Raw genomic sequence first — 26,443 nt, 5'->3', positions numbered from 1 at the left:
ACCATGGGAACAGGCGGGGTGCTGCGAGGGCAAGAAGGCGGTTACCGTGAGAAGGAGTTGGGCAGGTCATAGGGCTCAGGGTGCGCGCGTGGGGAGGCGTCGTTGCGGAGCCGCAGGAAGCAACCCGACGTACCGGCTCCGGAGCGTCCGTGGGACGAGATCGTGCCGGGGCTGTGGATGGGCGGGCACGAGTACCAGGGGGCCTCCGGGCAGTCCGTGCTCGCCGTGGTGCGGGACGAGTTCGATCTCGTGCAGACGCTGACCCGGGCGCGGGACGGGCATGGACCCGACCCCCACGTCGTCCATCATGTGTGGCCGATTCCGGACGGGCCGCTGGACGGGACCCAGCTCGCGGGGGTGATCCGGCTGGCTCAGGCCGCCGGTGACGCCCTGGACGAGGGGCGGAGCGTCCTCGTGCGGTGCTACAGCGGGTACAACCGCTCGGGGCTCGTCGTCGGCCACACGCTGATGCGCCGGGGGCACTCCGCCGACGAGTCGATCCGGCTGATACGGTCGCGGCGCTCGCCGTGGGCCCTGCACAACGAGCTGTTCGTGGAGTACCTGCGGGCGGGGCTGCCCACGGCCAGGCTGCTGGAGGAGCTGGCCGAGTGACCGTGCACAATCGTTTCACCAGTCACCCCATACACAAAAGGGACTTACCTACCCATAGGTAATAAGGTGTACGGGGTCCCGCATCGCCATGCATCACAGGAGCCCCGAGCCCGTGCCGCCCAGTCGTCCCCGCCGTCTCCCCCGCCTCGGCCGCACCGCCCGCGCCCTCGCCCTCGCCACCCTGTCGGCCTCGGTGATCGCCGGCTGCGGCGACGCCGGTGAGCTGCAGAGTGCGGGGGCCACGCCGACCGCGGTGAGCCCGGACAGGCTCTGGCCGCATCTGACCCCCGCCTCCAGCCCGGCCTTCGAGATCGGCGAGGTGGACACCAAGGTGATCAAGGGGGTCGCCGTTCCCCACGGCGACATCCGGGACGTGGATCCGGTCGCCGTCGTCCGCGCGGAGATCGCCGCCGCCCCGGGCGACTACGGCGCCGGCGCGTACGACGAGACCGCGCGGCTGATGGCCGACTGCGGCAGGAGCGGGACTCAGGGCCGCAAGTGTCCCGTCCTCAAGGCCTACTACCGTGACCTGACCGGTGACGGGCGCGACGAGATGACACTCGGCTTCCGTCAGCTGCCGGGCAAGCTCACGGCCGTACGCGTCTACACCGTCCGCGACCGGCGACTCGTACAGGTCATGGCCTACGAGGACGCCGTGAGCGGGGTCGAACTGGCGGGGCGGTCCGTGATCATCCGCTCCCCCTCGGAGGTCGCCGGCTACGAGTACCGGCTGCAGTGGACCTGGGACCAGCAGCAGCACGCCATGCTGCTCACCCACGACGAGATGCTGCGCACCGGCGACCCGAGGCGTCCCGCCGGCCGCTCCCCCGGCCCGACGCCCTCGCCGGCCCGGCCCCCGTCCGCCTCCTCCTCCACGAGCGGCCGATGAGGCTCGCGCTCCCCCGGTGGTCCGGCACGCTCGCCGTGAAGGCCGCCGTGTTCATCACGGTGATGTGCTGTGCGCTGGCCGCCCTGCTCGGCGTCCTGGTCCATGTGTCCGTGACGAACCAGACCGTCGGCCAGGCCCGTGACCTCGCGCTGTCCCGGCTCGAGGACGCGACGGCGGCCTTCGAGGCCGGGGACACACTCGGCTGGGGCGCGGGCGTGGACCCGCCGGGACTGCCCTCCTCGCTGCGGGCGCTGGCGCTGCACGGGGAGCGCGGCACGATGGTCGCCGACCACCGGGGACGCCCCACGATGTGGGCGGCCGGACCGGCCGACGGCGGGCGGGCCCTAGCCGTCCAGGTCGACTACGCGCAGAGCGCCGGAACCATAGAGGGTCTGGACTCCGCGATCTTGTGGTCGTCGGGACTGGCCATCGGGGCGACGCTGCTGGTCGGCGCGTTCGCGGTGACCCGGGTGACCCGGCGGCTGCACACCACCGCACAGGTGGCCCGGCGGATCAGCGCCGGGGACCTGGACGCACGGGTGCACGATCCCCGTACCAAGGAGCCGGGCCGGCCGCAGGACGAGGTGGCCGCCATGGCCGCCGCGCTCGACACCATGGCGGCGACCCTCCAGGGCAAGCTGCAGAGCGAGCAGCGCTTCACCGCCGACGTGGCGCACGAACTGCGCACCCCGCTGACCGGGCTGCACGCGGCGGCCGAGCTGCTGCCGCCGGGCCGGCCCACGGAGCTGGTGCGCGACCGGGTGGCGGCGCTGCGCACGCTCACCGAGGACCTGCTGGAGATCTCCCGGCTGGACACCGGGCGGGAGCGGCTGGAGCTCGACGACGAGGAGCTGGGGGTGCTGGCCGGGCGGGTGGTGCGGGCGTCGGGGACCGACACCGAGATCAGGGTCGTACGGGACGCCCGGACAGAGACCGACCGACGGCGGCTCGAGCGGGTGCTCGGCAATCTCGTCGCCAACGGGCACCGGCACGGGCGGGGACCCGTCGTCCTCACGGTGGACGGGCCGGTGGTCACCGTGCGGGACCACGGGGACGGCTATCCGGAGTACCTCGTCGCGCACGGGCCGCAGCGGTTCCGCACGGAGGGCGGGGCGAAGGGCCACGGGCTCGGACTGACCATCGCGGTCGGCCAGGCGGAGGTGCTGGGCGCCCGGCTGGAGTTCGCCAACGCGCCGGACGGCGGGGCGGTGGCCACGCTGACGCTTCCTCGGACACCTCCGGGCGGTGACACCCTCCCCGATGGCCCAGCGTGACGGGCGACGCCCGGTCAGCACTTCTAATGTGGCGGTTAGTCAGTTTCACCCTCTTCATGGAGGTATCGCCATGTCCCTGCGCCGCTCCGCCCTCACCCGCCTCGCCCTGGCGACCGCCGTCGGCGCACTGGTCACCGCGGCCGCCGTCACCCCCGCCACCGCCGACGACGGCTGGAACGGGAACGGTGGCGGTGACCCCGGCTCCAGTGCGGGGAACAACGGGAGTCAGGGCGGGGGTGACGACGGAGGCTGGAACGGCAACGGCAACGACCCGGGCGGCAACGGGAATTCCTGGCAGAACCAAGGCGGCAACGGCGGCCAAGGGGGCAACGGGGGCCACTCGAACCAGGGCAGCGGCCAAGGCGGGGACGGCAACGGCTGGCACCAGGGCAGCGGCCAAGGCGGGGACGGCAACGGCTGGCACCAGGGCGGCGGCGGCCACAACAACGACCAGCGCCTGTACCGGGGCCGCGTCACCGCGAGCCAACTGCTCCTGCGCAGCAGGCCGACCAGGGCCAGCCAGGTGATCCGGGTCGCGCACCGCGGCGAGATCGTCTCCATCTTCTGCAAGACCGCCGGGCAGAACGTGCAGGGCAACCCCCTCTGGTACCTCCTCACGGACGGCACCTGGGCCTGGGGCGCGGCGCGCTACATCGACAACATCGGCGAGGCCCCGCGCTGGTGCTGACACGAAAAAACGTCCAAGGCTCACAAGGAGCCCCATTTGGGTAAGTTCCGGGCATGACGAGAGCCGGAGCCGGAGCCGCGACCCCAGTGGCGGCCGCCGGCGTCCCCGCCGACCCCGCCGTACGCCTCCCCCGGCGCCGCGGCGTCGAACTCGCCCTCATCGTCGTGGCCGTCCTGCTCTCCGTGTACGGCTACTGCGCGGTCGGCCTCGCCAAGAACGGCACCGTCCCGCCCGGCGCCGCGGGTTACGGCGCCGGGCTCGGCGTGCTCGCGCTGCTGGCGCACCTGGCCGTACGCCTGCGCGCCCCCTACGGCGATCCGCTGCTGCTCCCGATCGGCGTGCTGCTGAACGGCATCGGTCTGGTGCTGATCTACCGGCTGGACCTGGAGACCCCCGGCGACCACGCCGCCCCCACCCAACTCGTCTGGTCCACCCTGGGCATCGGTCTGTTCATCGTCGTCGTGGCGGCGCTGCGCGACCACCGTGTCCTCCAGCGGTACGCGTACGTCTGCGTGGTCGCCGCGCTCGCCCTCCTCACGCTGCCGATCCTCTTCCCGGCGGTGAACGGCGCCCGGATCTGGATCCGGATCGCCGGGTTCTCCATCCAGCCGGGGGAGTTCGCGAAGGTGCTGCTCGCGGTGTTCTTCGCCGCGTACCTGGCGGCCAACCGCACGGCGCTGGCGTACGCGGGCCGGAAGATCTGGTTCATACAGCTGCCGACCGGCCGGGTGCTCGGGCCGATCGTCGCGATCTGGCTGGTGAGCGTGGGCGTGCTGGTCCTGGAGCGGGACCTCGGCACCTCGCTCCTCTTCTTCGGCCTGTTCGTGATCATGCTGTACGTCGCCACCGGCCGCACCGGCTGGATCGCGGTCGGGCTGCTGCTGGCGGTGCTCGGCGCGGTGGCCGTCGGCCGGCTCGAACCGCATGTCCACAGCAGGATCGAGGACTGGCTGCACCCGTTCGCGTCGATCGAGGCGGGCCTGGGGCCCAACCAGCTGGCCCAGTCCCTCTTCTCGTTCTCGGCGGGAGGTGTGCTCGGCACCGGACTCGGGCTCGGGCACTCCATCCTCATCGGCTTCGCCGCGAAGTCGGACTTCATCCTGGCGACGGCGGGCGAGGAGCTGGGTCTGGCCGGTCTGTCGGCGCTCTTCCTCCTCTACGGCCTGCTGGTGGAACGCGGCTACCGGGCGGGTCTGGCCCTGCGGGACCCCTTCGGGCGGCTGCTGGCCATCGGCCTCGCCTCGATCGTGGCGGTGCAGGTGTTCGTGATCGCGGGCGGGGTGACCGGGCTGATCCCCCTGACGGGCATGGCGATGCCGTTCCTGGCGCAGGGCGGCTCGTCGGTGGTCACCAACTGGGCGATCGTGGCGCTGCTGATCCGGGTGAGCGACTCGGCGCGGCGCCAGTACGACGGAAAGGCGGCACCATGACCGGCGAGGAAACGGCATGACCCGGCACATCCGGCACGCCGCCGCCTTCTGCGCCCTGCTCCTGTTGGCGCTCCTGGCCAACGCCCTGCGTGTCCAGGTCGTCCAGTCCGCCCGTTACGACGACAACGCGGCCAACCGCCGTGGGTCCATCGCCCGTTACGGCCAGCCGCGCGGTGACATCCTGGTCGACGGCCGCCCCGTCACCGGTTCCCGGGACACCGGCGAGCAGCTGCGCTACGAACGGACGTACCGCGACGGGCCGTTGTACGCGCCGGTGACCGGCTTCGCCTCGCAGGAGTACGGGACGACGTTCCTGGAGCACGCCGAGGACGACGTGCTGTCCGGCGTGGACCCGATGCTGTCGCCGTTCCCGCTGTGGAACGACGTGACGCGGGGCCGCCCGCCCGGCGGGATGGTCGTCACGACGCTCGACAGCCGTGTCCAGCGGGCCGCGTACGAGGCGCTGGGCGGCCGCAAGGGCGCGGTGGCGGCGGTGGAACCGGCGACGGGGCGGGTGCTCGCGCTGGTGTCCAGTCCGTCGTACGACCCTTCCCTGCTGTCCGGGAACGACGCCGGGGCCGAACAGGCCTGGGCGCGGCTGAACGGCGATCCGGAGAAGCCGATGCTGAACCGGGCGGTGCGGCAGACGTATCCGCCGGGGTCGACCTTCAAGGTGGTGACCGCGGCGGCGGCGCTGGACGCGGGCGTGATCAAGGACCTGGACGAGCCGACCGACTCGCCCGCGCCGTACCGGCTGCCGGGGACGACGACGAGCCTGACGAACGAGGGCGACGGCTGTGCGAACGCCCCGCTCCGGGAGGCCTTCGAGTGGTCGTGCAACACGGTGTTCGCGAAGCTCGGGGTGGATGTGGGGCTGGCGCGGATGTCGCGCACGGCCCAGGCGTTCGGCTTCAACGACACCGGCGTGCGGATTCCGTTCTCGGTCGCCACCAGCACCTTCGACACCTCGCTGGACCGGGCGCAGCTCGCGCTGTCGTCGATCGGGCAGTACAACACCCGGGCGACGCCCCTGCAGATGGCGATGGTGGCGGCGGCGGTGGCCAACGGGGGCGTGGTGCGCCAGCCGTACGTGGTGGAGCGGACGACGCGGCGGGATGGTGCCACGGTGGCCACGGCCGGCTCCCGTGCCGCACGGCAGGCGATGTATCCGTCGACCGCCAGGCGGCTGCGGGAGCTGATGGAGGACGTGGTGCGCGAGGGCACCGGGACGAACGCGGCGATCCCCGGCGCGCGGGTCGGCGCCAAGACCGGCACCGCGCAGCACGGCATCGGCAACGCCGGGACGCCGTACGCCTGGTGCGTCTCCTGGGCGCAGGGCGAGCGGGAATTCGAGCCGAGTGTCGCGGTGGCGGTGGTCGTGGAGGACGGGTCGGCGAACCGTGGTGAGATCACCGGTGGCGGGATGGCGGCGCCGATCGCACGGGCGGCGATGGAGGCGGTGCTCACGTCGTGAGACGGGGGGTTCCGGGACCGTACAGGCCCGTCCTACGGTTTGCTCATGTCTGAAGCCGCCGCGCCTCTCGAGAACACCACCGCCTTCGAACTCGCCCAGGTCAACCTCGCCCGCCTCAAGTTCCCCCTGGATTCCCCGGAGTTGAAGGACTTCGTCGACGCCCTCGACCCCGTCAACGCGGACGCCGACGCGGCGCCCGGCTTCGTGTGGCGCCTCCAGGACAACAGCGGCGACGCGACCGCCATCCCGGTCTTCGGGGACGAGTGGCTGATCGTCAACATGTCGGTGTGGCGGGACAGCGACGCCCTCACCGCGTACATGTACCAGGGCCGCCACCGCGAGATGCTCGCCCGGCGCAGGGAGTGGTTCGAGCGGGTGCGGGAGGCGATGGCGGTGCTGTGGTGGGTCCCGGCGGGCCACCGCCCCACGGTCGCGGAGGCCGAGTCTCGCCTGCTGCACCTGCGGACCAACGGTCCGACCCCGTACGCCTTCACGCTGCGCACCTCGTTCCCGGCGCAGGGCGCGGAACCGGTGCGCCTCGCGGTGCCGGAGGACCTGGGCTGCTCGGCCTGAGCGGGCCCCGTGCCGGGCCGGCCGCTACTTCGGACTGAAGGTGATCACCGGCGTGTAGTCGGACCCCGCGTTGAATTCCACCCTCTGTGTCCCGGCCGGTGAGCCGAGCGTGCTCAGCGACAGCGTCCAGGTCCGCGTGGAGCCGCTGACCTTCATCGTGGGCCGGGCGGCGGTCTCGGTCCAGCTCCAGCCGGTCGACCGGCTGCGGTAGAGGCCGCCGTTCTCGATCATGTAGTCGGCGCCGAGGACCGACGGCGACGGATACGGGAGCTGGTAGCCGGTCGAGGTGTCGCCGTCGGTGTTGATGAAGACGTGGTAGAAGGACTCCGAGGCGTGGAAGGTCGCCTGGAACGTGAGGGTTCCCGAGGAGGCGCAGGCGGAGTGGTCGGTGATGGCGCCCGAGCCCGCGGTGGAGACACAGGAGCTGCCGCCGCCGCTGCTGCCCGACCCGGTGCCGGAACGCTGGGTACCGGCGGCCGTGGTGGCCGTCGACTTGGCCGCCGCCGTGGTGGGGGCGCCACCCGGGGTGGCGGATCCCTTGGCCGACGCCTTCGGCGACGCGCTCGCGCGGTCCGCCGACGACGAGGCGGACGGCGAGATGGACGGCGAGGCCGAGCCGGTCACGCTCGGCGGGCTGCCGTACGGCCCCCCGTGCGTGATGCCCGGTGCGGCACCCGGCGCCGATGCCGACGGCCGCGTGTCACCGCCGCCGGTCATGAGCAGGGCGCCGCCGATCAGGGCGGCCACCGCCACCGCCGCGCCGGCCGCCGGCACCGCCCGGGGCAGCCGCCGCCGGACCGGGGCCGGGGGCCGGGGGACCGCCCCGGCCGGGTCGTCGGCCGCCCCGACCGGCACCGAACCACTGAGCCCCGCCACGAAGGTGACCGCCGCCGCGGGCATGGGCGGCGGCGCGGCCTCGGGTGTCTCCCGCTCGGGCCTGCCCCCGGTGTCGCCTTCGGACCCGGAAAGACCCCTGGCGTTGGCAGCGGAGGCCGCGGCGATCGCCGACGGCCCCTTCGACCGGCGTGGCAGCGGAGCGGACACGGGTGTGGCGTCCTTTCAGGAGAGCGGCGCCGCACGCATCCGGCAGCACTGGGGGCGCCGATCGTACCTGAGTTCGAGAGGAAAACGAGCCAGACGATGTTGGCTCATTGTTGTCAACTCGCGTCCTGCCGGAGGGGCTTCCGGGTCTCGGAGCGGATCTTGAGGGTGGTCTCGGCGGCTGCCTCCAGGTCCACGTCCGAGGCGTCCTGGGAGACGTTCTCCTCGGTGATCTCGGCGACCACGGCCGCCGTGTTGCCGTCCACCCAGGCACAGACCGGATACGTCAGCGTCGTACCGGCCTCCTCCTGAGTGACCACCTCGCAGGTGACCGTGGTGTCCGAGCCGTTCGGGCGGAAGTCCCTGGGCTTCACGGCCACCGTCAGCCCGTCGGCCTCGCCGACTCCCTTCAGCATGGCGTCGCGGTTGTCGTCCGCGTTCTGGAAGCGGCCGTACATGCCCGAGACCAGCAGCGCGCCCGCGGTCTCGTCACCCCCCAGGCTGTACTGACCCACCTTGGAAGCGGTGACCTTGGCGTCCCAGGCGCCGTCCATCTCGTCTTCGATGCTCTGCCCCTCGGTGTCGGAGAGGTCGTCGGTGAGTTCGTAGCGGCCGTCGTCCAGCGTCTTGGGCAGCGTGAGCCGGTACTCGGCCTCGGGGAAGTCGCTCTCGACCTTCATGCCGATCAGCACGAGCGCCACCACACCCAGCACGGCCAGCCCGACGACTCCGCCCACGATCCCGAGGACCAGCCCGACCCGGCTCTTCTTCGGGGGCGGGGCCCAGCCGTAGGGCGGCGGGTACGGAGCGCCGTACGGCTGTTGGGGGGCGGGCGGCTGACCGTACGGGCCGGGGGCGTACGGGCCCGGGGGAGGCTGCGGGGGCTGCTGCTGACCGTACGGGTTCTGGGAGCCGTAGGGATTCTGCGGGCCGTAGGGGTTCTGCGGGCCGTAGGGGTTCTGCGGCGGCGGGGGCGTGGACACGTCAGCACGTTACTCCATAGGGGGGAGCCGTCGATCCGCCGTCGATTCGATGCGCACGAGGGTTGACGGCCTTGCTGACAGGCAGTCTCATAAGTGCCATGACGACCCTCACGGAAGCCGACGCGCTGCACGGGCTGCGGGATGCGCTGGGCCTGCTCAGGGACCGGGAGCAGGTGGCCGAGCGGCTGCTGGCGTCCTCCGCCAAGCACTCCTTCGACCCCGACAAGGAGCTGGACTGGGACGCGCCCTTCGAGGAGGGCAAGTGGTTCTGGCCGCCGGAGCTGGTGTCGCTGTACGACACACCGCTGTGGAAGCGGATGGGCGAGGAGCAGCGGATCCTGCTGTCCCAGCACGAGGCGGCGGCGCTGGCCTCGCTGGGCATCTGGTTCGAGATCATCCTGATGCAGCTGCTCGTCCGGCACATCTACGACAAGGCGGCGACGAGCGCGCATGTGCGGTACGCGCTCACCGAGATCGAGGACGAGTGCCGGCACTCGAAGATGTTCGCCCGGCTCATCACGGCCGGCGGGACGCCCTGGTACCCGGTGAGCCGGGTGCACCAGAACCTCGGCCGCCTCTTCAAGACGGTCTCCACCACGCCCGGCTCCTTCACGGCGACACTGCTGGGCGAGGAGGTGCTGGACTGGATGCAGCGGCTGACCTTCCCCGACGAGCGGGTGCAGCCGCTGGTCCGGGGAGTCACCCGTATTCACGTGGCGGAAGAGGCGCGCCATGTCCGGTACGCCCGCGAGGAGCTGCGGCGCCAGATGGTGACCGCGCCGAGGTGGTCCCAGGAGTTCACCCGGGTGACGTCGGGTGAGTTCGCGAGGGTGTTCTCGGTGGCCTTCGTGAATCCCGAGGTCTACACGAACGTGGGGCTGGACAAGCGGGAGGCGATGGCCCAGGTGAAGGCCAGCGGGCATCGGCGGGAGGTCATGCAGACCGGGGCGAAGAAGCTGACGGACTTCCTGGAGGACATCGGGGTGCTGCGCGGGGTGGGGCGGCGGCTGTGGAGGTCGTCGGGCCTGCTCGCGTAGGGGAGGACGCCCACCCGAAGAGGCCCGGGGCGGTGTGCTCCGCGGCCCCGCCGCCCGGGCACGGCCGGCCACGACGGACCCGCGGCCGCGCGACTACGCTGCACCCATGCCCCCCGCCGCGCCCGCCTATCGCCGCCTGAGTGTCGAGGAGCGGCGCAGCCAGCTCCTCGACGCGGCGCTCACCCTCTTCGCGCACCGGCTTCCCGAGGACGTCTCGCTGGACGACGTGGCGGAGGCCGCCGGGGTGTCCCGCCCGCTGGTCTACCGGTACTTCCCGGGCGGAAAGCAGCAGCTGTACGAGGCCGCGCTGCGCTCCGCCGCGGAAGAGCTCCAGCACTGCTTCGACGAACCCCACGACGGCCCGCTCCTCCCCCGTCTCGCCCGCGCCCTGGACCGCTACCTCGGGTTCGTCGGCCGCCACGACGCCGGCTTCAGCGCCCTGCTGCAGGGCGGCAGCGTGGTGGAGACCTCCCGTACGACGGCGATCGTGGACGGCGTACGGCGGTCCGCGGCCGAGCACATCTACAGCCACCTCGGGGTGGTCGATCCGGGCCCCCGGCTCCGGATGACCGTCCGGATGTGGATCACCGCGGTCGAGGCGGCCTCCCTCATCTGGCTGGACGAGGACCAGCAGCCGCCCGCCGAGGAGCTGCGGGACTGGCTGGTGGAGCAGTTCGTCGCGCTCCTCACGGTGACCGCGGCACGCGACCCGCAGACCGCCGAGCTGGTCCGGGGTGCGCTGGCCGCGGAGTCCTGATCGACACTGGTGTCGTGAAGAGCGAAGACACCCCCTTCGAGGGCGGCCCGATGGACGGCCGCGTCCTGCCCGTCCTGCTGGGCATGACCGGGCACCCGCCGAAGACGTACCGCATCCCGGTCCCCGACCCGGAGGGCGGCCCGCCGACCGTTCTCGTGTACCGGCGGGTGCCGCGCGGGCACGGCAAGCGGCTCGGTCTGCAGCAAGGGTGGAAGTACCAGTACGCCGCCGAAGGTGACCAAGGGGCGGGACAGGCGAGCAGCCGCCTGAAGTGGCCCTGGTCGAAACCGGAAACCCCCACGCCGGGCGGGAAGCGGGACGACACCGACGGGTGACCCCGTTGCGCCGAACCGCGCACGCCTGCCGCGCGGACCGCGCCGGTACGTCTCATGCTCGCCCTGCGGGACGGAGGGGCCACCCGGGTGCCTCCGCCGCAGCGGAGGTGATGACGTGTCAGGAAGGCTGCTGCGTCTGGCCTGTGCGGTCTCCACGGCGGTCATGGCCGCGCAGGCCGTTCTGGCCACCGGCGCCGCCATGGCCGTAACGGAGCCCCCGGCTCCCGCCGAGCGGACCGTGGCCGAGCTGCTGACGGACCTTCAGCGGGTGTACCGGGAGGCGGAGAAGGCCACCGAGGCCTACAACGCCACCGAGGAGGCGCTCAAGCGACGCCGCGCCGAGACCGACCGCCTGGAGGCCGACCTGGCGAAGGCCCGGCTGACCCTGCACGAGAGCCGGGGCGCGGCCGGTCGGCTGGCCCGCCAGCAGTACCAGAGCACCACCGACATCTCCCCCTACGTACGGCTGCTGCTCGCCCGCGATCCCCAGCACGCCCTCGACCAGGGCCATGTGATCGGCCAGTTGGCGCGGGAGCGGGCCGAGACGGTCGGCCGCCTCGAAGGCAGCGAGCGCAGGGCCGACGGCCTGGCCCGCGAGGCCCGAGCCTCCCTGGACGCCCAGCTCACCCTCACCGAGCGGAGGAAGAGGGAACGCGACGACGTCCGCCGGCGCCTCGACGACGTGGAGAAACTCCTCGCCTCCCTCACCGCCGCCCAGCTGGCCGCAATCGCCGAACTCGAGAACAAGGGAAGCGCGCAGGCGCGGGAGAAGCTCATGGCGTCCGGCGCGCTCCGCGACGACCACAAGCCGTCGCAGGAGGGCAGGGTCTTGTGCCGTCGGCCGCCGATGAGGACGTGCAGGCGGTTGACGTCGGTCTTCAGAGGCCCCTTCGCGCCCCCGCGTTCCTGAGGACCGCAGGACCAGGCACGCACGCGCTCCCGCGTGCCCGCCGTCACGGGCGGCGGGTCAACTGGTGAAGGGCACCTCCTGACGGGCCCCGGTCGCACGGGCGATACAGGTCGTCTCAGACGCCTGCCTGGTCCAGGGCGCTCTGTAGTGACTGTTTGCAGCCTTCGCTGGTGTACGTGGCGCTGCGGCCGCCTGTCTGTTTCGGACACACCCGGGGTATCGGCTGTGGCTGCACTCGCCGCCCATGCATGGCCCGGACGGTGTCACCACGCGCTGGTAGTTGCGCAACGCACGGGCCGGCCTCGTCCGCGAGGACGAGGCTGGACGCGCCGAGCGACTCATCCAGACCGCTGGGCAGCAGCCGCTCCAGCACCGCCCACTCCTCGTCGGGCAGATCCCCCTGCTGAGCACGACCGCGACACCGACCTGTCTGATCGAAAACCCGGTTTCTAGCGGGCAGCGGTCATGGATCCCATGAGCAGGACCGCGCGGCGTCTGGTGACTGCCCGGCCCAGGCTCGCCATCACGCGGTTGAGCCGGCCGGAGATGACGCTCGGTGGTGGCGTGCGGCGGTCGAGCGTCCGCAGCGCCGTCGTCACGACCTCCTGGGGGGACTGGCGTCTGGTGCCGCCGTCCGCGGAGTCCGTGCCGATGACGTCGAAGAACTCGGTGCTGGTCGCGCCGGGGGACAGGGCGAGCACGCGCAGCCCGGTGTCGAGGGACTCCCGCCACAGGGCTTCGGTGAAGCTCAGCACGAACGCCTTGGCTGCCGCGTAGACGGCCATGTTCGGGGAGGGAAAGTACGCGGCCATGCTCGCGACATTGATCAGCACCCCGGTGCCGGAGGTCCGCAGCGGCTCGATGAAGGCCCGGCTGATGTCGACCACACCTGCGACGTCGACGGAGATCTCCTCCCGCAGGCGCTGCGGGTCCTCGGTGTGGAACGGGCCGAAGGTGCCGAAGCCCGCGTTGTTCACGACGCTCGTCACGGTCAGGTCCCGCCGTGCCACTTCCTCGGCGAGCATCTGGCCTGCCCCAGGCCGGCTGAGGTCGAGAGGGATGACCGCGGCTTGGACACCGTGAGCCGCGGTGAGTTCGGCGGCCAGTTCGTCGAGCCGTTCCCGGCGGCGGGCGACGAGGATGACGTGTGAGCCACGCGCGGCGATCTGGCGGGCGAACTCTGCTCCGATGCCGGCGCTGGCACCGGTGATGAGGGTGGTCTGGCCGCGGTAGTCGACGGCGTTCATGGGCTGCTCCCGGGAGACGGCGGCTGCACTCAGCATGTGACACCATAAGCCTATCTTGTCACCCAGTGCCAATACCGCACCGAGTGCATAACGCGGTAGACTGGGGCTCATGAACGATCGCGAAGGCGGCCCGCCCGGGCTACGACAGCGCACCCGGCGGGCAGTGCAGGCCGAGATCGCCGCCACCGCGATGCGACTGTTCCTCGAACACGGTTTCGAAGCGACCACCATGGAACAGATCGCCGGCGAGATCGGCATCTCGCGGCGCTCCCTGTTTCGCTACTTCGGCACGAAGGAAGACATCGTGCTCGGCGACCACGCCGAAAACGGCCGGACACTGCGGGCCGCGCTGGAAGCCCGTCCGGCGGACGAGCCCCCGTGGGAAGCACTCAGGGCGGCGCTCAAGGCGCTCGTCGAGTCTCTTCCCTACACACCGGAGGACTTTCTCAAGATCACCGGCATGCTGCACGCGTCGCCCTCTCTCCGGGGGCGTCAGCTGGAGAAACGGCAGCAGTGGACGGAGCTGCTGCTGCCGGACATCGCCAGACGACTGGGCACTCCGGCGGACGCCATGACCGAGTTGCGGGCCCGCGCGCTCGTCGCCTGCGCCCTGGCCTGCTCCGAAGCCGCAACGGAAACCTGGGTCCGCAGCAACGGCACGGTCGACATGGACCGGGCCTTCGACGAGGCGGTTGCCGCGGTACGCGCATAGGACGCCGCGGTCGTCAGCCACCGAGGGCCGGTGCCGCCGTGCCGCACCCCGGCCCCCACGTGCGCGGGACCATCCCGCGCTTCGCCTCGAAGGGCTGAACGCCAAGAACGCCGGCGGCCCCGGAGAGGCTGTCTCCGGGGCCGTCCGTGGGCCGTGCGAGGGCGGCCGACGCTGACCGGCAACGACAGACGACGACGGTCGGAGTCCAGGTCGGAGGGCCCTCAGGCGCCGGTGACCGAGGTCAGATACGCGGCGGTCTTCTCCGGCTCGTAGAAGAAGTCCTCGAAGTCGGCGGGATCGTTGAAGGCATTGGCGAAACGATCAGCCACGACCGGCAGCGCCCCCGCCGCACCCAGCAGGTTCACGACGTGCTCCGGCGGCGGCGCCAGCATCGCGTTGGTCCACTTGGTGACGTACTGAGCCGTCTCCCAGTACCGGTCGAACGTACGCCGCATCCACTCCTCGTCGAACTCCTTCTCCCCGTGTTCGAGGATCGACGCGAGGTAGGCCGCCGCACACTTGGACGCGGAATTGGACCCCTGCCCGGTGATCGGGTCGTTGGCCACCACGACATCGGCCACACCGAGCACCAGTCCCCCGCCGGGAAGACGGCCGATCGGATTGCGCACCGTCGGCGCGTAACGACCGGCCAGAGTGCCACCGGCATCCGTCAGTTCGACCTTCGTGGCCCGGGCGTACTCCCACGGCGTGAACCTCTCCATGAGTTCCAGGGTCAGGGAGAGATGCTCCGCCGGGTCCTTGACGCCGTCGAAGACGTCGAGCGGGCCGCCGGGTATGCCCTCCCAGAAGAGGATGTCGGCACGCCCGGAGGTGGTGAACGTCGGCATGATGAACAGCTCGCCGACGCCGGGGACGAGGTTGCAGCGGACGGCTTCGAGATCGGGGTGCTCGGGGCGCGGGCCCAGGCCGTGGACGTAGGAGACGGCGAGGGCGCGCTGCGGCTCGGAGTAGGGGGAGCGCTCGGGGTCGCGGGCGAACATCGACACCAGTTCGCCCTTGCCCGCCGAGACCAGGACCAGGTCGTAGGCGCGGGAGAAGTAGTCGAGGTCGGAGACGGCCGCGCCGTGGATGACGAGCTGCCCGCCGCGCTGGGCGAAGGTCTCCATCCAGCCGGCCATCTTCACCCGCTGGTCGACGGACTGCGCGAACCCGTCCAGCCGGCCCACCCAGTCGATCGCGCGCTGCGTCGGGCCCGGGTCGTGGGAGCCGGGCGCCGCGACCGAGACGCCGAGTCCGCCGATCTTCGGGGCCTGGGACTCCCAGAAGTTCAGCTGGAGATCGCGCTCGTGCTGCAGGGCCGTGTGGAACATGCACTGCGTCGACATGACCCGGCCGGAGCGGATCTCGTCCGCCGTCCGGTTGGACATCAGGGTGACCTCGTACCCGTGCGACTGGAGGCCGAGGGCGAGCTGGAGACCGGACTGACCGGCTCCGACGACGAGTATCTTCCGCATGCGGGGAGACTCCTTGGTCGGTGCTACTCGGGGGTTTCGTCGAGCGCGTGGCCCACCAGGGCCAGAAGGGTCTCGATCACCGAGATCCGGCGCCGCGCATCCATGATCATGACAGGTATGTGCGCGGGGATCGTCAGCGCCTCCCGCACGTCCTCCGGTTCGAACAGCTCGCTGCCGTCGAAGTGGTTGACCGCGACGACGTACGGCAGTCCGCAGCTCTCGAAGTAGTCCAGCGCGGGGAAGGAGTCCTTCAGGCGGCGGGTGTCGGCGAGGACCACCGCGCCGATCGCGCCGCGCACCAGGTCGTCCCACATGAACCAGAACCGCTGCTGGCCCGGCGTGCCGAACAGATAGAGCACCAGGTCGTCGTCGAGCGTGAGGCGGCCGTAGTCCATGGCCACCGTGGTGGTGGTCTTCTCCGGCGTCCCGGTCAGGTCGTCGGTCTCGGCGCTCGCCTCGGTCATCAGGGCCTCCGTCTGGAGGGGCTCGATCTCCGAGACGGTGCCGACGAGGGTGGTCTTGCCGACGCCGAAGCCGCCCGCCACCACGATCTTCGTGGCGATGGGGGCTCGGGTGCGGTCCGTCTGCCAGGGCTGCAGGGTCTCGTCGGGTTCGACGAGGGGGGTGACGCCAAAGGAGGGGGAGGCGTCAGAGACGACGGAGTCCACTCAGCACCCTTTCCAGCAGAGCGCGGTCGGGACGGCCCGTACCGTGAGCGGTACCGGTGCCGTACACACGGATCTTTCCCTGGTCCGCGAGGTCGCTGAGCAGCACGCGGACCACACCGAGCGGCATCTTCAGCAGCGCGGCGATCTCGGCCACCGTGCGCATACGGCGGCACAGTTCGACGATGGCCCGAAGCTCCGGCATGACCGTGACCTTGAGGGAGCCGTTCGTCAGTTCCTTGCGCTCCTCGGGGGCTTCGAGCGCCGCCACGAAGGTCTCCACGAGGAGGACGTGACCGAAGCGGGTGCGGCCGCCGGTGAGCGAGTAGGGACGGACACGGGCGGGCTTGCGGTCGCCGCCGCGGACGGGGAGCTGCTTCTTGTCGCCCGGGCCGGTGCTCATCGGCCGCTCCCCGCCGACTCCAGGGACTGCCGTAGCTCGCTGCGGAGTTCGGGGGTCAGGACATGGCCGGCGCGGCCCACGAAGAGGGCCATGTGGTACGCCACCACGCTCATGTCGCAGTCGGCGGAGCCGTGGACGCCGAGCAGGGAGCCGTCGCTGATCGACATCACGAAGAGGCTGCCCTCGTCCATGGCGATCATGGTGTGCTTCACCCCGCCGAAGTCCATGAGCTTGGCGGCGCCGATGGTGAGGCTGCCGATGCCGGAGACGATGGTGGCCAGGTCGGCGGAGGAGCCGCGCGGTCCGGTGGGTTTGCCGCCCCGGGGCTGACGTGCCTCGTCGTTCCGGCCGGGGTCGGAGGAGAGCAGAAGCAGGCCGTCGGAGGAGACGACCGCGACGGACTGGATGCCGGGGACCTCCTCCACGAGGTTGGTCAACAGCCAGTGCAGATTACGGGCTTCACTGCTCAGTCCGAAGGTACTGGGCGCGGTCAACTGCTTGCCTCCTCGACTGTGCCCCCCGTGTCTTCTTCGGCGTGTGCGTGTGCTTCTCGAGGCGACGGAGCCTGGTTCCGGCCCGTCTTTTCGATCTCCGCCTCTACGTCGCGGTAGCCGGCCTCCGCCCCCCGGTGGAAGCCGCCCAGGCGGCGGCGGAGGGCCTCGGCGTCGACCGAGCCGGTCCGCTGGCGCGGGGCTTGTGCGGGTGTGGTGATCTTGGGGGTGCGCTTGGGCAGTCCCTTGTCGGTGACGAGTTCCTCGGGTTCGTCCGGAACACGGCTGTGCTCCGCACCGGCCCGCGTCTCGGGCTCGGGGGCCTCCTGCGGAATCGGCAGCAGGAGTTCCATGGTCGTCTCGGCCGGCGTTTCGGCGGGAGTCGCCTTCGGCGTTTCGGCGGGCGCCTCAGCCGGCGTTTCGGTGGGCGTCTCGTTCCGCGTTTCGGCAGGGGTCTGCTCCGGGGGCTCCGCCGCCTGGCGTACGGCCTTCTCGGCCAGGGCGACCAGCGGGTCGCCGGCGCCGCCCTTCGTGCGGCCCGGCAGGACGTTGGAGTTGACCTCCGCGTCCGCGCCCGGCAGGGAGAAGACCTGGGTGGCCGACGAGGCCGGCGTGGCCGACGGGACCGCGGCGGCCGGGGCGGTGGCCAGCAGCGGGGTCGGCAGGACGACCACGGCCGCCACCCCGCCCTGCTTCTGCTCGCGCAGCTGCACCCGCACCGCGTGCCGGTGGGCCAGCCGGGCCACGACGTACAGGCCGAGGCCGAGCCCCTCCTCGCCCTCCTGGTCGTACGGGCTCTCCGGGTCGAACTCGGCGAGGCGGGCGTTGAGGTGGGCCAGCTTCTCCTCGGTGATGCCGATGCCCTCGTCCTGGACGGAGAGCATCACCTCGCCGTTCTCCAGGAGCCAGCCGGAGATCTCCACGGGGAGGTCCGGCGGGGAGAACGAGGTGGCGTTCTCCATGAGTTCGGCCAGCAGATGACTCAGGTCGTCGGCGGCGAAGCCGGCCACGTGCGCGTGCGGGGGCAGGGAGGCGATGCGCACGCGTTCGTAGCGCTCGATCTCGCTGACCGCCGCCCGGACGACGTCCACCAGCGGGATGGGGCCCGCGTGCTGCTGGACGTGCTCGGTGCCGGCCAGGACGAGGAGGTTCTCGCTGTGGCGGCGCATGACGGTGGCGAAGTGGTCGAGCTTGAAGAGGGTCGACAGCCGGTCCGGGTCCTGCTCGCGCTCCTCGAGGGTCTCGATGACGGCGAGCTGGCGCTCGACGAGGCCGAGGGTGCGCAGGGCGAGGTTGACGAAGGTGCCGGTGATGGCGCCGCGCAGCCCCTCGAGGCGGGCGGCGGAGTCGGCGAGTTCGGCGCGGAGTTCCTCGCGGGCGTCGGCCATCCTCTGGCGCTGCCCGACGAGGTGCTTGCGGTCGGACTCCAGCGTGGTGACGCGCTCGTGGAGGGCGACGGCGTGCGCGTGCAGGGCGTTGACCGAGCGGACGACCTGGGCGAACTCGTCGTTGCGGCCGGTGAACCTGACGGGCTCCTCGGCGGCCGGGTTCTCGGCCCCGGCGAGCCGGGCCGAGCCGCGGCGCAGCACGGACAGCGGGAAGGTGAGGCTGCGGGCCATGCCGGTGCTGACGACGACGGCGAGCAGCATCAGGGCGCCGAGCAGGGCGACCCGGATCTCCAGCGCGGTGACGTCGTCGTCGCGGAGCTGGGCGAGATCCTTGGTGCGATGGTCGTAGAACGAGGACTCGACGCCGCGCATGAGGTCGACGCGGGCGGAGAGCGCCGTGTCCAGCCTGGTGACGCCGGTGCCGAGTTCGCCGTCGCTCAGCCGGGGCTGGTCGGTGAGGTCGGCGAGGTACTTCTCGGCGGTGTCGACGTCGCCGCCGGTGACGGTGGAGTCGTAGGAGTCGACCGCGTTCTGCGGGGCGCCTTCGCGGAAGGCGGCGAGGGCGGCGTCGGAGCGCACCCGGGCCTGCTGGGCGGCGGCCGTGAGGGCGTCGCGCTGCTTGGCGTCGGCCTCGGAGGAGGTCCGCTCGGAGTTCGTGAGCCCGGTGACGGGGTCGTAGACGGACTTGGTGGTCGTCGGCACGTCCAGCGCGGCGAGCAGCAGTCCGCGGGCGGCGGAGGCCTGCTGGACGGCCGTGTCGAGCTCGGCGAGGGCGTACGCGCCAGAGCCCGCGCGGGGCGGCATGTCCTCGGCGAGCCGGTCGGCGAGGCCGTGCAGCGCGGTGATGACCTTGGAGTACGCCTCGTGCGCCTCCAGGGCGGTGCTCTTGCCGGTGAGCGCCGACTGCCGCACGGACCCGAGGGTGGCGAGGGCGGTGCGCAGGGCGGCGGAGGTGTCCGTCTCCCCGGTCAGCTCGCGTGCCTGCCGGTCGACCCGGGTACTGCTGTCGGTGGACGGCGCCTTGGACTTGGGGCGGCCGGCCGCGACGAACGAGGTGACCTCGTCGCGCTCGTCCGCGACGGACTGGGCGAGGACGAGGGCGTCCTGGGTCTGCTCGGCCAGGGTGACCAGGTCCTGGGAGTCCTTCAGCTGCCCGGAGGCGGTGAGGACGGCGGGGGCGCCGGCTCCGGCGATGGCGGCGGCCACCACGGCCACGGCGACGATCAGCCGGTTGCGTACGTGGGTGGGACGGCCCTTGCCGACGGGGGTGCGCTCCGCGCCCCCCTCGGAGGCCGTCATGCTGCCTGTGCGCCGAGGCCGCGTCTTCTGCACCGGTGCTCGCATTCCTGACTCGTGTACCCATGGGCCGGATGTGACGCTCCGTCAACTGTCGCGTACGCCCGGTTCGGTCCCCGACCCTCCCAGTGCCGGTGGGCGGGGGCCGCGCATCGCCTGCCCCGCCACCCGAAGGAGTGAACATCGGAGGGGAGTTGGCGGGCAAGTTCCTCTGGCGCGTGCAGCGCCCTTGCCGGGCAGGCCGGTTGGACGTGGGCGGCGGGCTTTGGCAGGATTCGCCGCCACACCTTTCCGCACCCCTGCATTACGCCCCAAAACAGGCGTCTGACCTGCGGTGGCACGGCTGTTCGGGGAGCGATGCAAGCCTTTCGGGGAGCTCGTGAAGGGCTCGTGCAGACTGGCCGAATGCGTACGGAACTTGTGTCGGAACCCGGCGATCCGGCCCGCCCCAACGAGGACTTCGCGAGCGTCGGACTTCCCGCCTCCGGACAGGGCGGTTCGGTCGTCGTCCTCGACGGAGTGACTCCGCCACCGGGCGGTGCGGGCTGTCTGCATTCGGTCCCCTGGTTCACGGCACGCCTGGGCGGGGCCCTGACCGAACTGACCGTTTCACTCACGGATGTTCCGCTGGTCGAGGCCCTCTCCCTCGCGATTGCGCGTACCGCTGAGGCTCATGCCGAAACCTGTGACCTTTCTCACCCGCGCACTCCACAGGCGACGGTGGCCGTCGCGCGCTGGTCTCCGGAGCACGTCGAGTACCTGGTCCTGTCCGACGCGGCGCTTCTGCTCGCCTCCCCCGACGGCGAGGTCACCCCGGTGCTGGACGACCGGCTGGCCCGGATCCCGCGCGAGCTGCTGCGGAGCGCGGCGTTCGTCGACGGCACCCTGCGCAACCGGGAGGGCGGCTTCTTCACGGCCGCCGCGGACCCGGCGGTGGCCGGGCAAGCGGTGACCGGGAGCGTGCCGCGCGGGCAGGTGCGGGCCCTGGCCGCGCTGTCGGACGGAGCGGCGCGCTGGGCGGAGACCTTCCGCGAGGGCGACTGGACGGACCTGTTCGCCCTGCTCGGCACGGAGGGCCCGCAGGCCCTGGTGGACCGGGTGCGGGCCCTGGAACGGGCGGACGCCGACCCGGTTCGTCCCGGCCGGGGCAAGACGCACGACGACGCGACGGTGGTGTACGCCGAGCTCTGACGTCCCGTCGCTGAGCGCTACTTCTCCATGCCCCGGTTCAGCTGGTGGAGCAGCCGGGCCAGCTCCGCGACCTCGCCGCGGTCCCAGTGCGAGAAGTGACTGACGTACCGCTCGCGGCGGGCCTCGCGGACCCTGCTCACCCGGCTGCGGCCCTCCCCGGTCAGGTCGACCAGCCAGGCGCGGCCGTCCGCCGGGTCGGGTTCGCGGGCGATCAGGCCGAGCTGTTCCAGGGCGCGCAGCTGGCGGGACATCGTGGCCTTGCCGACGCCGATGTAGCCGGCCAGCTCGGTGGCCCGCTGGCGGCCGCACTCCTCCAGCCGGACGAGAAGGCCGTACGCGGCGGACTCCAGGTCCGGGTGGACCTCGCGGGCCATCTCGCCCTGGTTGGCCCGGGCGCGCCGGAAGAGCACCGTGAGCTCCCTCTCCAGGGAGAGGAACTCCCGGTCGCCCTGCTCCACACCGCGCGGCGACGCGTCGCCGTTCGCTTCCTCGTGCACGTCAGCACACTCCTGTTTCCGCCGGTTCCCACCATGGCCGCGGCACTTCAAGTATTTCGCAGGCGCAGACCAGTGGCTGTTCCCAGGCCCCCTCCCGGCCGCTCGTCTACGGGCGTAGCCCTTCCTGGGCCGTCCGGGGGACGGATGAGTGCGGGGCAAGGCAGGGGTACGGCGAAGGCCCGGGCCTCCCTCACGGAGAACCCGGGCCTTGCCTTCATCCGGTCGCGTCCGTCACGCCGCGGCCGGAACCTGCGGCTTCGCGCCGTTCGTGGCGGGCGCGAGCGCCAGCTCCAGGACCTGGCGGACGTCCGTGACGGCGTGGACGTCGAGCCCGTCCAGCACCTCCGCCGGGACGTCGTCCAGGTCGGGTTCGTTGCGCTTCGGGATGATGACGGTCGTCACCCCCGCGCGGTGGGCGGCGAGCAGCTTCTGCTTGACGCCGCCGATCGGCAGCACCCGTCCGGTCAGGGAGACCTCGCCGGTCATCGCCACGTCCGTGCGGACCAGCCGGCCGGAGAGCAGGGACGCGAGGGCCGTCGTCATCGTGATGCCGGCGCTCGGGCCGTCCTTGGGGACCGCGCCCGCCGGGAAGTGGATGTGCACGCCCCGGTCCTTCAGGTCGCCGACGGGCAGCTCCAGCTCCGCGCCGTGCGACCGCAGGAAGCTCAGCGCGATCTGCGCCGACTCCTTCATCACGTCCCCGAGCTGACCGGTCAGGGTCAGGCCGGCCGCGCCCGTCTCCGGGTCGGCCAGGGACGCCTCCACGTAGAGCACGTCACCGCCGGCGCCGGTGACCGCGAGGCCCGTGGCCACACCCGGCACGGCCGTCCGCCGCTCGGCCGGGTCCTGGGCGGACTCGGGCACGTGGTGCGGCCGGCCGATCAGACCGCGCAGGTCCGCGTCGGTGATGGTGAACGGCAGCTCCCGCTCGCCCAGTTCGTGCTGGGCGGCGACCTTGCGCAGCAGCCGGGCGATGGACCGCTCCAGGGTGCGCACGCCCGCCTCGCGGGTGTACTCGCCGGCGAGCTTGCGCAGCGCGCTCTCGTCGAGGACGACCTCGTCGTGGTTCAGGCCCGCCCGCTCCAGCTGGCGCGGGAGCAGGTGGTCGCGGGCGATGACGACCTTCTCGTCCTCGGTGTAGCCGTCGAGGCGGACCAGCTCCATGCGGTCGAGCAGTGCCTCCGGAATGGCTTCGAGCACGTTGGCGGTGGCGAGGAAGACGACGTCCGACAGGTCCAGCTCCACCTCCAGGTAGTGGTCCCGGAAGGTGTGGTTCTGCGCCGGGTCCAGGACCTCCAGGAGGGCCGCGGCCGGGTCGCCGCGGAAGTCGGAGCCCACCTTGTCGATCTCGTCGAGGAGCACCACCGGGTTCATGGACCCGGCCTCCTTGACGGCGCGCACGATCCGGCCGGGCAGGGCGCCGACGTACGTACGGCGGTGGCCCCGGATCTCGGCCTCGTCGCGGACACCGCCGAGGGCGACCCGGACGAACTTGCGGCCCATGGCGTGCGCCACGGACTCGCCGAGGCTGGTCTTGCCGACGCCGGGCGGTCCGACGAGGGCCAGGACGGCACCTCCGCGCCGTCCGCCGACGACACCGAGGCCGCGCTCGCCGCGCCGCTTGCGCACGGCCAGGTACTCGGTGATGCGCTCCTTCACGTCCTCCAGGCCCGCGTGCTCGGCGTCGAGGACCGACTTGGCGCCCTGGATGTCGTACCGGTCCTCGGTCCGTTCGTTCCACGGCAGTTCGAGGACGGTGTCCAGCCAGGTGCGGATCCAGGAGCCCTCGGGCGACTGGTCGCTGGACCGCTCCAGCTTGTCGACCTCCTTGAGGGCGGCCTCGCGGACCTTCTCGGGCAGGTCGGCGGCCTCCACGCGGGCGCGGTAGTCGTCGGACTCCTCGCCCTCCTGCTCGCCGTTGAGCTCGCGCAGCTCCTTGCGGACGGCCTCCAGCTGGCGGCGGAGCAGGAACTCGCGCTGCTGCTTGTCGACGCCCTCCTGGACGTCCTTGGCGATGGTCTCGGCGACGTCCTGCTCGGCGAGGTGGTCGCGCAGCTGCTGGGTGGCGAGCTTCAGACGGGCCACCGGGTCGGCGGTCTCCAGGAGCTCCACCTTCTGTTCGGTGGTCAGGAACGGCGAGTAACCGGAGTTGTCGGCGAGCGCGGAGACGTCGTCGATGGCCTGGACGCGGTCGACGACCTGCCAGGCGCCGCGCTTGCGCAGCCAGGCGGTGGCGAGCGCCTTGTACTCCTTGACGAGTTCGGCGACATGACCGGGCAGCGGCTCGGGGACCGTCTGGTCGGTCCTCGTGCCCTCGACCCACAGGGCGGCCCCCGGACCGGTGGTCCCGGCGCCGATCTTCACGCGGCTGCGGCCGCGGATCAGCGCGCCCGGGTCGCCGTCGGCCAGCCGGCCGACCTGTTCGACGGTGCCGAGCACACCCGTGCTCGCGTACGTCCCGTCGATGCGGGGCACCAGCAGCACCCTCGGCTTGCCCGGTTCCGAACGGGCGGCGGCCTGGGCGGCCTCCACCGCGGCGCGGACGTCGGTGTCGTTGAGGTCCAGCGGAACCACCATGCCGGGGAGTACGACCTCGTCATCGAGAGGCAGTACGGGCAGGGTGAGCGATGCGGACGTCGAAGCCATGATCTCCCCTTCGGCAGTCAAGTTGAGCTATGCCGACTCAATGCACATGAGCCTTCGAATGTTCCCCACGATGGCGCCCGTTCGCTGTGGGCGATCACGGAGGGCGGGGCGGGAGCTCACACCTACCTTCAGCCCGTCATGGACGGGGGGAATTCCCAGGCATTACGGCGGGCGGGACATGGACCGGTTTTCAGGCTCGGGTTGACGGCTGAGTCGTCTCGCGCGGCGCCGCACCGCCGTGACCGAGCCGTCGCACCGCGGCGGCGGTCGTCGACCTGATCGAGACCTCCTCCTCCACCGCCGTCGCGGCGTCGGCGCCCTCGTCATACGGACGCGCGGGGCGCTCGGGGGCGCATCGTGGGGTGTTCCGCGGGCGGATGCGCCTCCCCGCTCCAGCCGCCCCTCCCCCGGGCCCGCCCACTTCCGGCATTCGGCCCGAAGCGGTCGCGTGCCGCGACCACAATGCGCGTATGACCGATGACTGGAAGCGACGACTCGACGCGCTGCACGCGGAGCTGGTGCGCCGGGACGACCCGGTCGCCTGGGTGACGGAGGCGGATGCCGTGGAGGCCTCCCGGCGCTATCCGCACATCGCGCTGCGCGGGCCCGTCTTCGGTGTCGCCGCCCGGGACCCCGCCGCCGCCGAACCGCGCTGGCGGCTGCTGCAGCCGATGGTGGACGGCATGCCCCAGCAGGCCCGGGACGGGCTGAACTCGTACCTGTGGTTCACGGCGAAGGACGGCACGGACGACCCGGCCGTCCGGCGCGCCCTGCTCGCGGCCGTGTCGGTGCTGGAGCGGGACCCGGCCGACGAGGTGGAGGCGCTCGGGGTGCGCTACCGGGTCGTACGCGGCGACGAGTTCGCGCGGACCGGCGAGGACGGCCTGGAGCCGCCCCGGCCCACCGATCCGGAGCCGGTGACCCCCTCCTGGGAGGAGCGGATCGGCGTCCCCTCGCCCGACGTCGGCTTCGCCCTGGACCCGGGCCGGGACGAGGGGCCGATGGCGGGCGCCCTCTGCCTGGGTCTGCGCGACTTCGTGTACACGGGCGCCCGCTTTCCCCCCGAGGTGCGCGCGGACTCCGCCCGTGCCGCCACCACGCATCCGGACGTGGTCCGGCTGCCCGTCGGTTTCGCGGTGGCCGAACGCGGCGACACCGGCTGGACCCCGCGCGGCTCCCTCCACCCGACCCCGCACGACGCACGCCGCTCGCTGTACGACGGGATGGCGCGCGTCTGGGCGATGCTGTACCGCTTCGACGACCGGAAGAAGGCCCGCTACGCGCGCGCCGCCGAGGCGTTCCGGGCGGCCGGGCGGGCCGACGAGGTGAGCGTGGAGGACCGCCTGTTCCGGGTCTGCCGCGTCGAGCGCATGGTCCGGATGGGCCCGGACGGCCCCGAACCGCCCCGTCGGTCGGACGTCGACGAGTACGGCCCGATGAAGATCCACCCGACTCTGCGGGAGGACGGCACGGTCCGGTACGACGACTGACCGGCGGGCGCGCGGTACACCGCGTCCGTCGTCGTCCGGACGACCTCCGCCGGTCGCGTCGCCATGTCCTCGCGGGAGCACCGCTGCACACCCGCAACAGAACTCACGGGCAACTCACGCACACCGCAAACCGGTGCACAGCGAGCAAGCATCCCGGCACCGGCCCGGGGCCTGGCGGCGGCAGAACAGCTGAGGCGGCAGGCGGCACTAGGAGCGGGCTTCCCTGCTCCAGCGCCGTACCCACGGCCAGGTGGCGACCCCTGTCGACAGGGCGATCAGATGCCCCCAGTTCGTCAGGGGGTCCGTGAAGGCGATCAGGTCCTGGAACAGCATTCCGGCGAACGCGGCGAGCAGCGGCCACCGGAGCCAGGGGCGGAGCAGCCCGGCCAGGGCGCCCACGCTCGCGGCGACGCCGAAGCTGATGCCGTAGTCGAGGCGGTGCAGCGAGCTGTCGGGCAGATGGCCCACCAGGACGGCCAGGCCCACCGGGACCTCGGTCGCGAGGGTGGCCAGCACGTGTCCGAGCAGGAAGACGACGGCGGTCCGGGCGGCGCCGACGCGCCGCTCCAGGGCGGTGAGGACCACCAGGAAGGCGAGCGCGAAGGGCGAGACGAAACCGCCGGCCACCCACAGCGCGCTGGCCACCAGCACCAGTACCGGGGTGCGCAGCAGATGGGCCACGTCGGTGCTGGAGCCCTGATGGAGGGCGTGCACGAGGGCCGGGTCGGCGTGTGCGGTGACGTAGGAGGTGACGGCGAGGACGGCGCCGTAGGAGAGGGTGAAGGGGACGGGGATCCGTGGGAGCCGGGGGCGGGGGCTCGTCCGGACGGGCGTCTCGGCGTGGTGCGGCGGACGCTGGGCGGGGATGGCGTCCAGCAGTTCCGAGGCATCGGAAAGGGGCGGGCTCGTACGGGCAACCGAGGGTTCCACTGTGAGGCG

Annotated in this window: 24 protein-coding genes and 1 pseudogene; 14 read left to right on the top strand and 11 right to left on the bottom strand. The window is 72.1% G+C overall.

Features of this window, described 5'->3' with window-relative positions:
* Positions 1-102: 102 nt before the first annotated feature.
* The 7 genes from ACIBVL_RS35105 to ACIBVL_RS35075 all read left to right on the top strand — a co-directional run bounded on the left by ACIBVL_RS35105 (position 103) and on the right by ACIBVL_RS35075 (position 6,940).
* Complete coding sequence (locus ACIBVL_RS35105; protein ID WP_399103812.1) at positions 103-612, top strand: protein phosphatase; 510 nt, start codon at positions 103-105, stop codon at positions 610-612.
* Positions 613-700: 88 nt separating this feature from the next.
* On the top strand, positions 701-1,501 hold the full coding sequence (locus ACIBVL_RS35100; RefSeq protein WP_399103810.1) for a hypothetical protein: 801 nt from the start codon (positions 701-703) through the stop codon (positions 1,499-1,501).
* Entirely contained in the window at positions 1,498-2,775 is a 1,278-nt protein-coding gene (locus ACIBVL_RS35095; RefSeq protein ID WP_399103808.1) for an ATP-binding protein, read from the top strand. The genes ACIBVL_RS35100 and ACIBVL_RS35095 overlap by 4 nt, the downstream gene beginning before the upstream one ends.
* Positions 2,776-2,845: 70 nt before the next feature.
* Positions 2,846-3,463 (top strand): SH3 domain-containing protein, encoded by a 618-nt coding sequence (locus ACIBVL_RS35090; RefSeq protein ID WP_399103806.1) that lies wholly within the window; start codon positions 2,846-2,848, stop codon positions 3,461-3,463.
* Positions 3,464-3,516: 53 nt separating this feature from the next.
* Positions 3,517-4,893, top strand: coding sequence for an FtsW/RodA/SpoVE family cell cycle protein (locus tag ACIBVL_RS35085; protein ID WP_399103804.1), 1,377 nt, complete (start codon positions 3,517-3,519; stop codon positions 4,891-4,893).
* A gap of 16 nt (positions 4,894-4,909) precedes the next feature.
* Positions 4,910-6,367 (top strand): peptidoglycan D,D-transpeptidase FtsI family protein, encoded by a 1,458-nt coding sequence (locus ACIBVL_RS35080; RefSeq protein ID WP_399103802.1) that lies wholly within the window; start codon positions 4,910-4,912, stop codon positions 6,365-6,367.
* A 45-nt stretch (positions 6,368-6,412) separates the two neighbouring features.
* Positions 6,413-6,940, top strand: a complete 528-nt coding sequence (locus ACIBVL_RS35075) for a DUF3291 domain-containing protein (RefSeq protein ID WP_399103800.1) — start codon at positions 6,413-6,415, stop codon at positions 6,938-6,940.
* A 24-nt stretch (positions 6,941-6,964) separates the two neighbouring features.
* Here ACIBVL_RS35075 and ACIBVL_RS35070 read toward each other — a convergent pair whose 3' ends face one another.
* Positions 6,965-7,984: a hypothetical protein gene (locus ACIBVL_RS35070; protein ID WP_399103798.1), complete on the bottom strand. Its 1,020-nt coding sequence runs from the start codon at positions 7,982-7,984 to the stop codon at positions 6,965-6,967.
* Between the two features lie 113 nt (positions 7,985-8,097).
* Positions 8,098-8,964, bottom strand: coding sequence for a hypothetical protein (locus tag ACIBVL_RS35065; RefSeq protein ID WP_399103796.1), 867 nt, complete (start codon positions 8,962-8,964; stop codon positions 8,098-8,100).
* A 98-nt stretch (positions 8,965-9,062) separates the two neighbouring features.
* On the opposite strand from ACIBVL_RS35065, the gene ACIBVL_RS35060 reads away from it, so the two are divergent.
* From ACIBVL_RS35060 to ACIBVL_RS35045, 4 genes and pseudogenes are all read left to right on the top strand, one after another.
* Entirely contained in the window at positions 9,063-10,001 is a 939-nt protein-coding gene (locus ACIBVL_RS35060; protein ID WP_399103794.1) for a diiron oxygenase, read from the top strand.
* A 106-nt stretch (positions 10,002-10,107) separates the two neighbouring features.
* Positions 10,108-10,758, top strand: coding sequence for a TetR/AcrR family transcriptional regulator (locus tag ACIBVL_RS35055; RefSeq protein ID WP_399103793.1), 651 nt, complete (start codon positions 10,108-10,110; stop codon positions 10,756-10,758).
* 14 nt (positions 10,759-10,772) lie between these two features.
* Positions 10,773-11,093 carry a hypothetical protein gene (locus ACIBVL_RS35050; protein ID WP_399103791.1) on the top strand — a complete coding sequence of 107 codons (321 nt, stop codon included), beginning with the start codon at positions 10,773-10,775 and terminating at the stop codon, positions 11,091-11,093.
* Between the two features lie 115 nt (positions 11,094-11,208).
* Positions 11,209-11,919 (top strand): annotated as a pseudogene (locus tag ACIBVL_RS35045) (coiled-coil domain-containing protein); the annotation flags it as partial.
* 533 nt (positions 11,920-12,452) lie between these two features.
* On the opposite strand, the gene ACIBVL_RS35040 reads toward ACIBVL_RS35045, so the two are convergent.
* On the bottom strand, positions 12,453-13,286 hold the full coding sequence (locus tag ACIBVL_RS35040) for an SDR family NAD(P)-dependent oxidoreductase (RefSeq protein WP_399103789.1): 834 nt from the start codon (positions 13,284-13,286) through the stop codon (positions 12,453-12,455).
* Positions 13,287-13,359: 73 nt separating this feature from the next.
* Between ACIBVL_RS35040 and ACIBVL_RS35035 the strand changes: the two genes are divergently transcribed.
* On the top strand, positions 13,360-13,962 hold the full coding sequence (locus ACIBVL_RS35035) for a TetR/AcrR family transcriptional regulator (RefSeq protein ID WP_399103787.1): 603 nt from the start codon (positions 13,360-13,362) through the stop codon (positions 13,960-13,962).
* A 221-nt stretch (positions 13,963-14,183) separates the two neighbouring features.
* Here ACIBVL_RS35035 and ACIBVL_RS35030 read toward each other — a convergent pair whose 3' ends face one another.
* The 5 genes from ACIBVL_RS35030 to ACIBVL_RS35010 are packed head-to-tail and all read right to left on the bottom strand — an operon-like array spanning position 14,184 to position 19,683.
* Positions 14,184-15,437, bottom strand: a complete 1,254-nt coding sequence (locus ACIBVL_RS35030; RefSeq protein WP_399103785.1) for a styrene monooxygenase/indole monooxygenase family protein — start codon at positions 15,435-15,437, stop codon at positions 14,184-14,186.
* Positions 15,438-15,460: 23 nt separating this feature from the next.
* Positions 15,461-16,105 carry a GTP-binding protein gene (locus tag ACIBVL_RS35025; protein WP_399103783.1) on the bottom strand — a complete coding sequence of 215 codons (645 nt, stop codon included), beginning with the start codon at positions 16,103-16,105 and terminating at the stop codon, positions 15,461-15,463.
* Positions 16,086-16,505, bottom strand: a complete 420-nt coding sequence (locus ACIBVL_RS35020; protein ID WP_399103781.1) for a DUF742 domain-containing protein — start codon at positions 16,503-16,505, stop codon at positions 16,086-16,088. Before ACIBVL_RS35020 ends, ACIBVL_RS35025 begins: the two co-directional genes overlap by 20 nt.
* Positions 16,502-16,999, bottom strand: a complete 498-nt coding sequence (locus ACIBVL_RS35015; RefSeq protein WP_399103779.1) for a roadblock/LC7 domain-containing protein — start codon at positions 16,997-16,999, stop codon at positions 16,502-16,504. Before ACIBVL_RS35015 ends, ACIBVL_RS35020 begins: the two co-directional genes overlap by 4 nt.
* Entirely contained in the window at positions 16,996-19,683 is a 2,688-nt protein-coding gene (locus ACIBVL_RS35010; protein ID WP_399103777.1) for a nitrate- and nitrite sensing domain-containing protein, read from the bottom strand. The genes ACIBVL_RS35015 and ACIBVL_RS35010 overlap by 4 nt, the downstream gene beginning before the upstream one ends.
* 402 nt (positions 19,684-20,085) lie before the next feature.
* Here ACIBVL_RS35010 and ACIBVL_RS35005 point away from each other — a divergent pair, with 402 nt between their 5' ends.
* Complete coding sequence (locus ACIBVL_RS35005; RefSeq protein WP_399103775.1) at positions 20,086-20,871, top strand: protein phosphatase 2C domain-containing protein; 786 nt, start codon at positions 20,086-20,088, stop codon at positions 20,869-20,871.
* Positions 20,872-20,888: 17 nt separating this feature from the next.
* Here ACIBVL_RS35005 and ACIBVL_RS35000 read toward each other — a convergent pair whose 3' ends face one another.
* Both ACIBVL_RS35000 and lon read right to left on the bottom strand, forming a co-directional pair.
* Positions 20,889-21,368 carry a MarR family winged helix-turn-helix transcriptional regulator gene (locus ACIBVL_RS35000; RefSeq protein ID WP_399103773.1) on the bottom strand — a complete coding sequence of 160 codons (480 nt, stop codon included), beginning with the start codon at positions 21,366-21,368 and terminating at the stop codon, positions 20,889-20,891.
* Between the two features lie 231 nt (positions 21,369-21,599).
* The gene (gene lon, locus ACIBVL_RS34995) at positions 21,600-24,014 is read right to left on the bottom strand and encodes an endopeptidase La (protein ID WP_399103771.1); all 2,415 of its coding nucleotides are present in this window, start codon (positions 24,012-24,014) and stop codon (positions 21,600-21,602) included.
* 470 nt (positions 24,015-24,484) lie between these two features.
* Between lon and ACIBVL_RS34990 the strand changes: the two genes are divergently transcribed.
* Positions 24,485-25,504, top strand: coding sequence for a DUF5954 family protein (locus ACIBVL_RS34990; protein WP_399103769.1), 1,020 nt, complete (start codon positions 24,485-24,487; stop codon positions 25,502-25,504).
* Positions 25,505-25,711: 207 nt separating this feature from the next.
* Here ACIBVL_RS34990 and ACIBVL_RS34985 read toward each other — a convergent pair whose 3' ends face one another.
* Positions 25,712-26,434 (bottom strand): rhomboid-like protein, encoded by a 723-nt coding sequence (locus ACIBVL_RS34985; RefSeq protein ID WP_399103767.1) that lies wholly within the window; start codon positions 26,432-26,434, stop codon positions 25,712-25,714.
* Positions 26,435-26,443 lie beyond the last annotated feature (9 nt).

This window comes from Streptomyces sp. NPDC049687, from assembly GCF_044465285.1.
Classification (GTDB): domain Bacteria; phylum Actinomycetota; class Actinomycetes; order Streptomycetales; family Streptomycetaceae; genus Streptomyces.
Note: the sequence above shows the minus strand (reverse complement) of the source record. Positions and strands in the feature narration are given on the sequence as shown.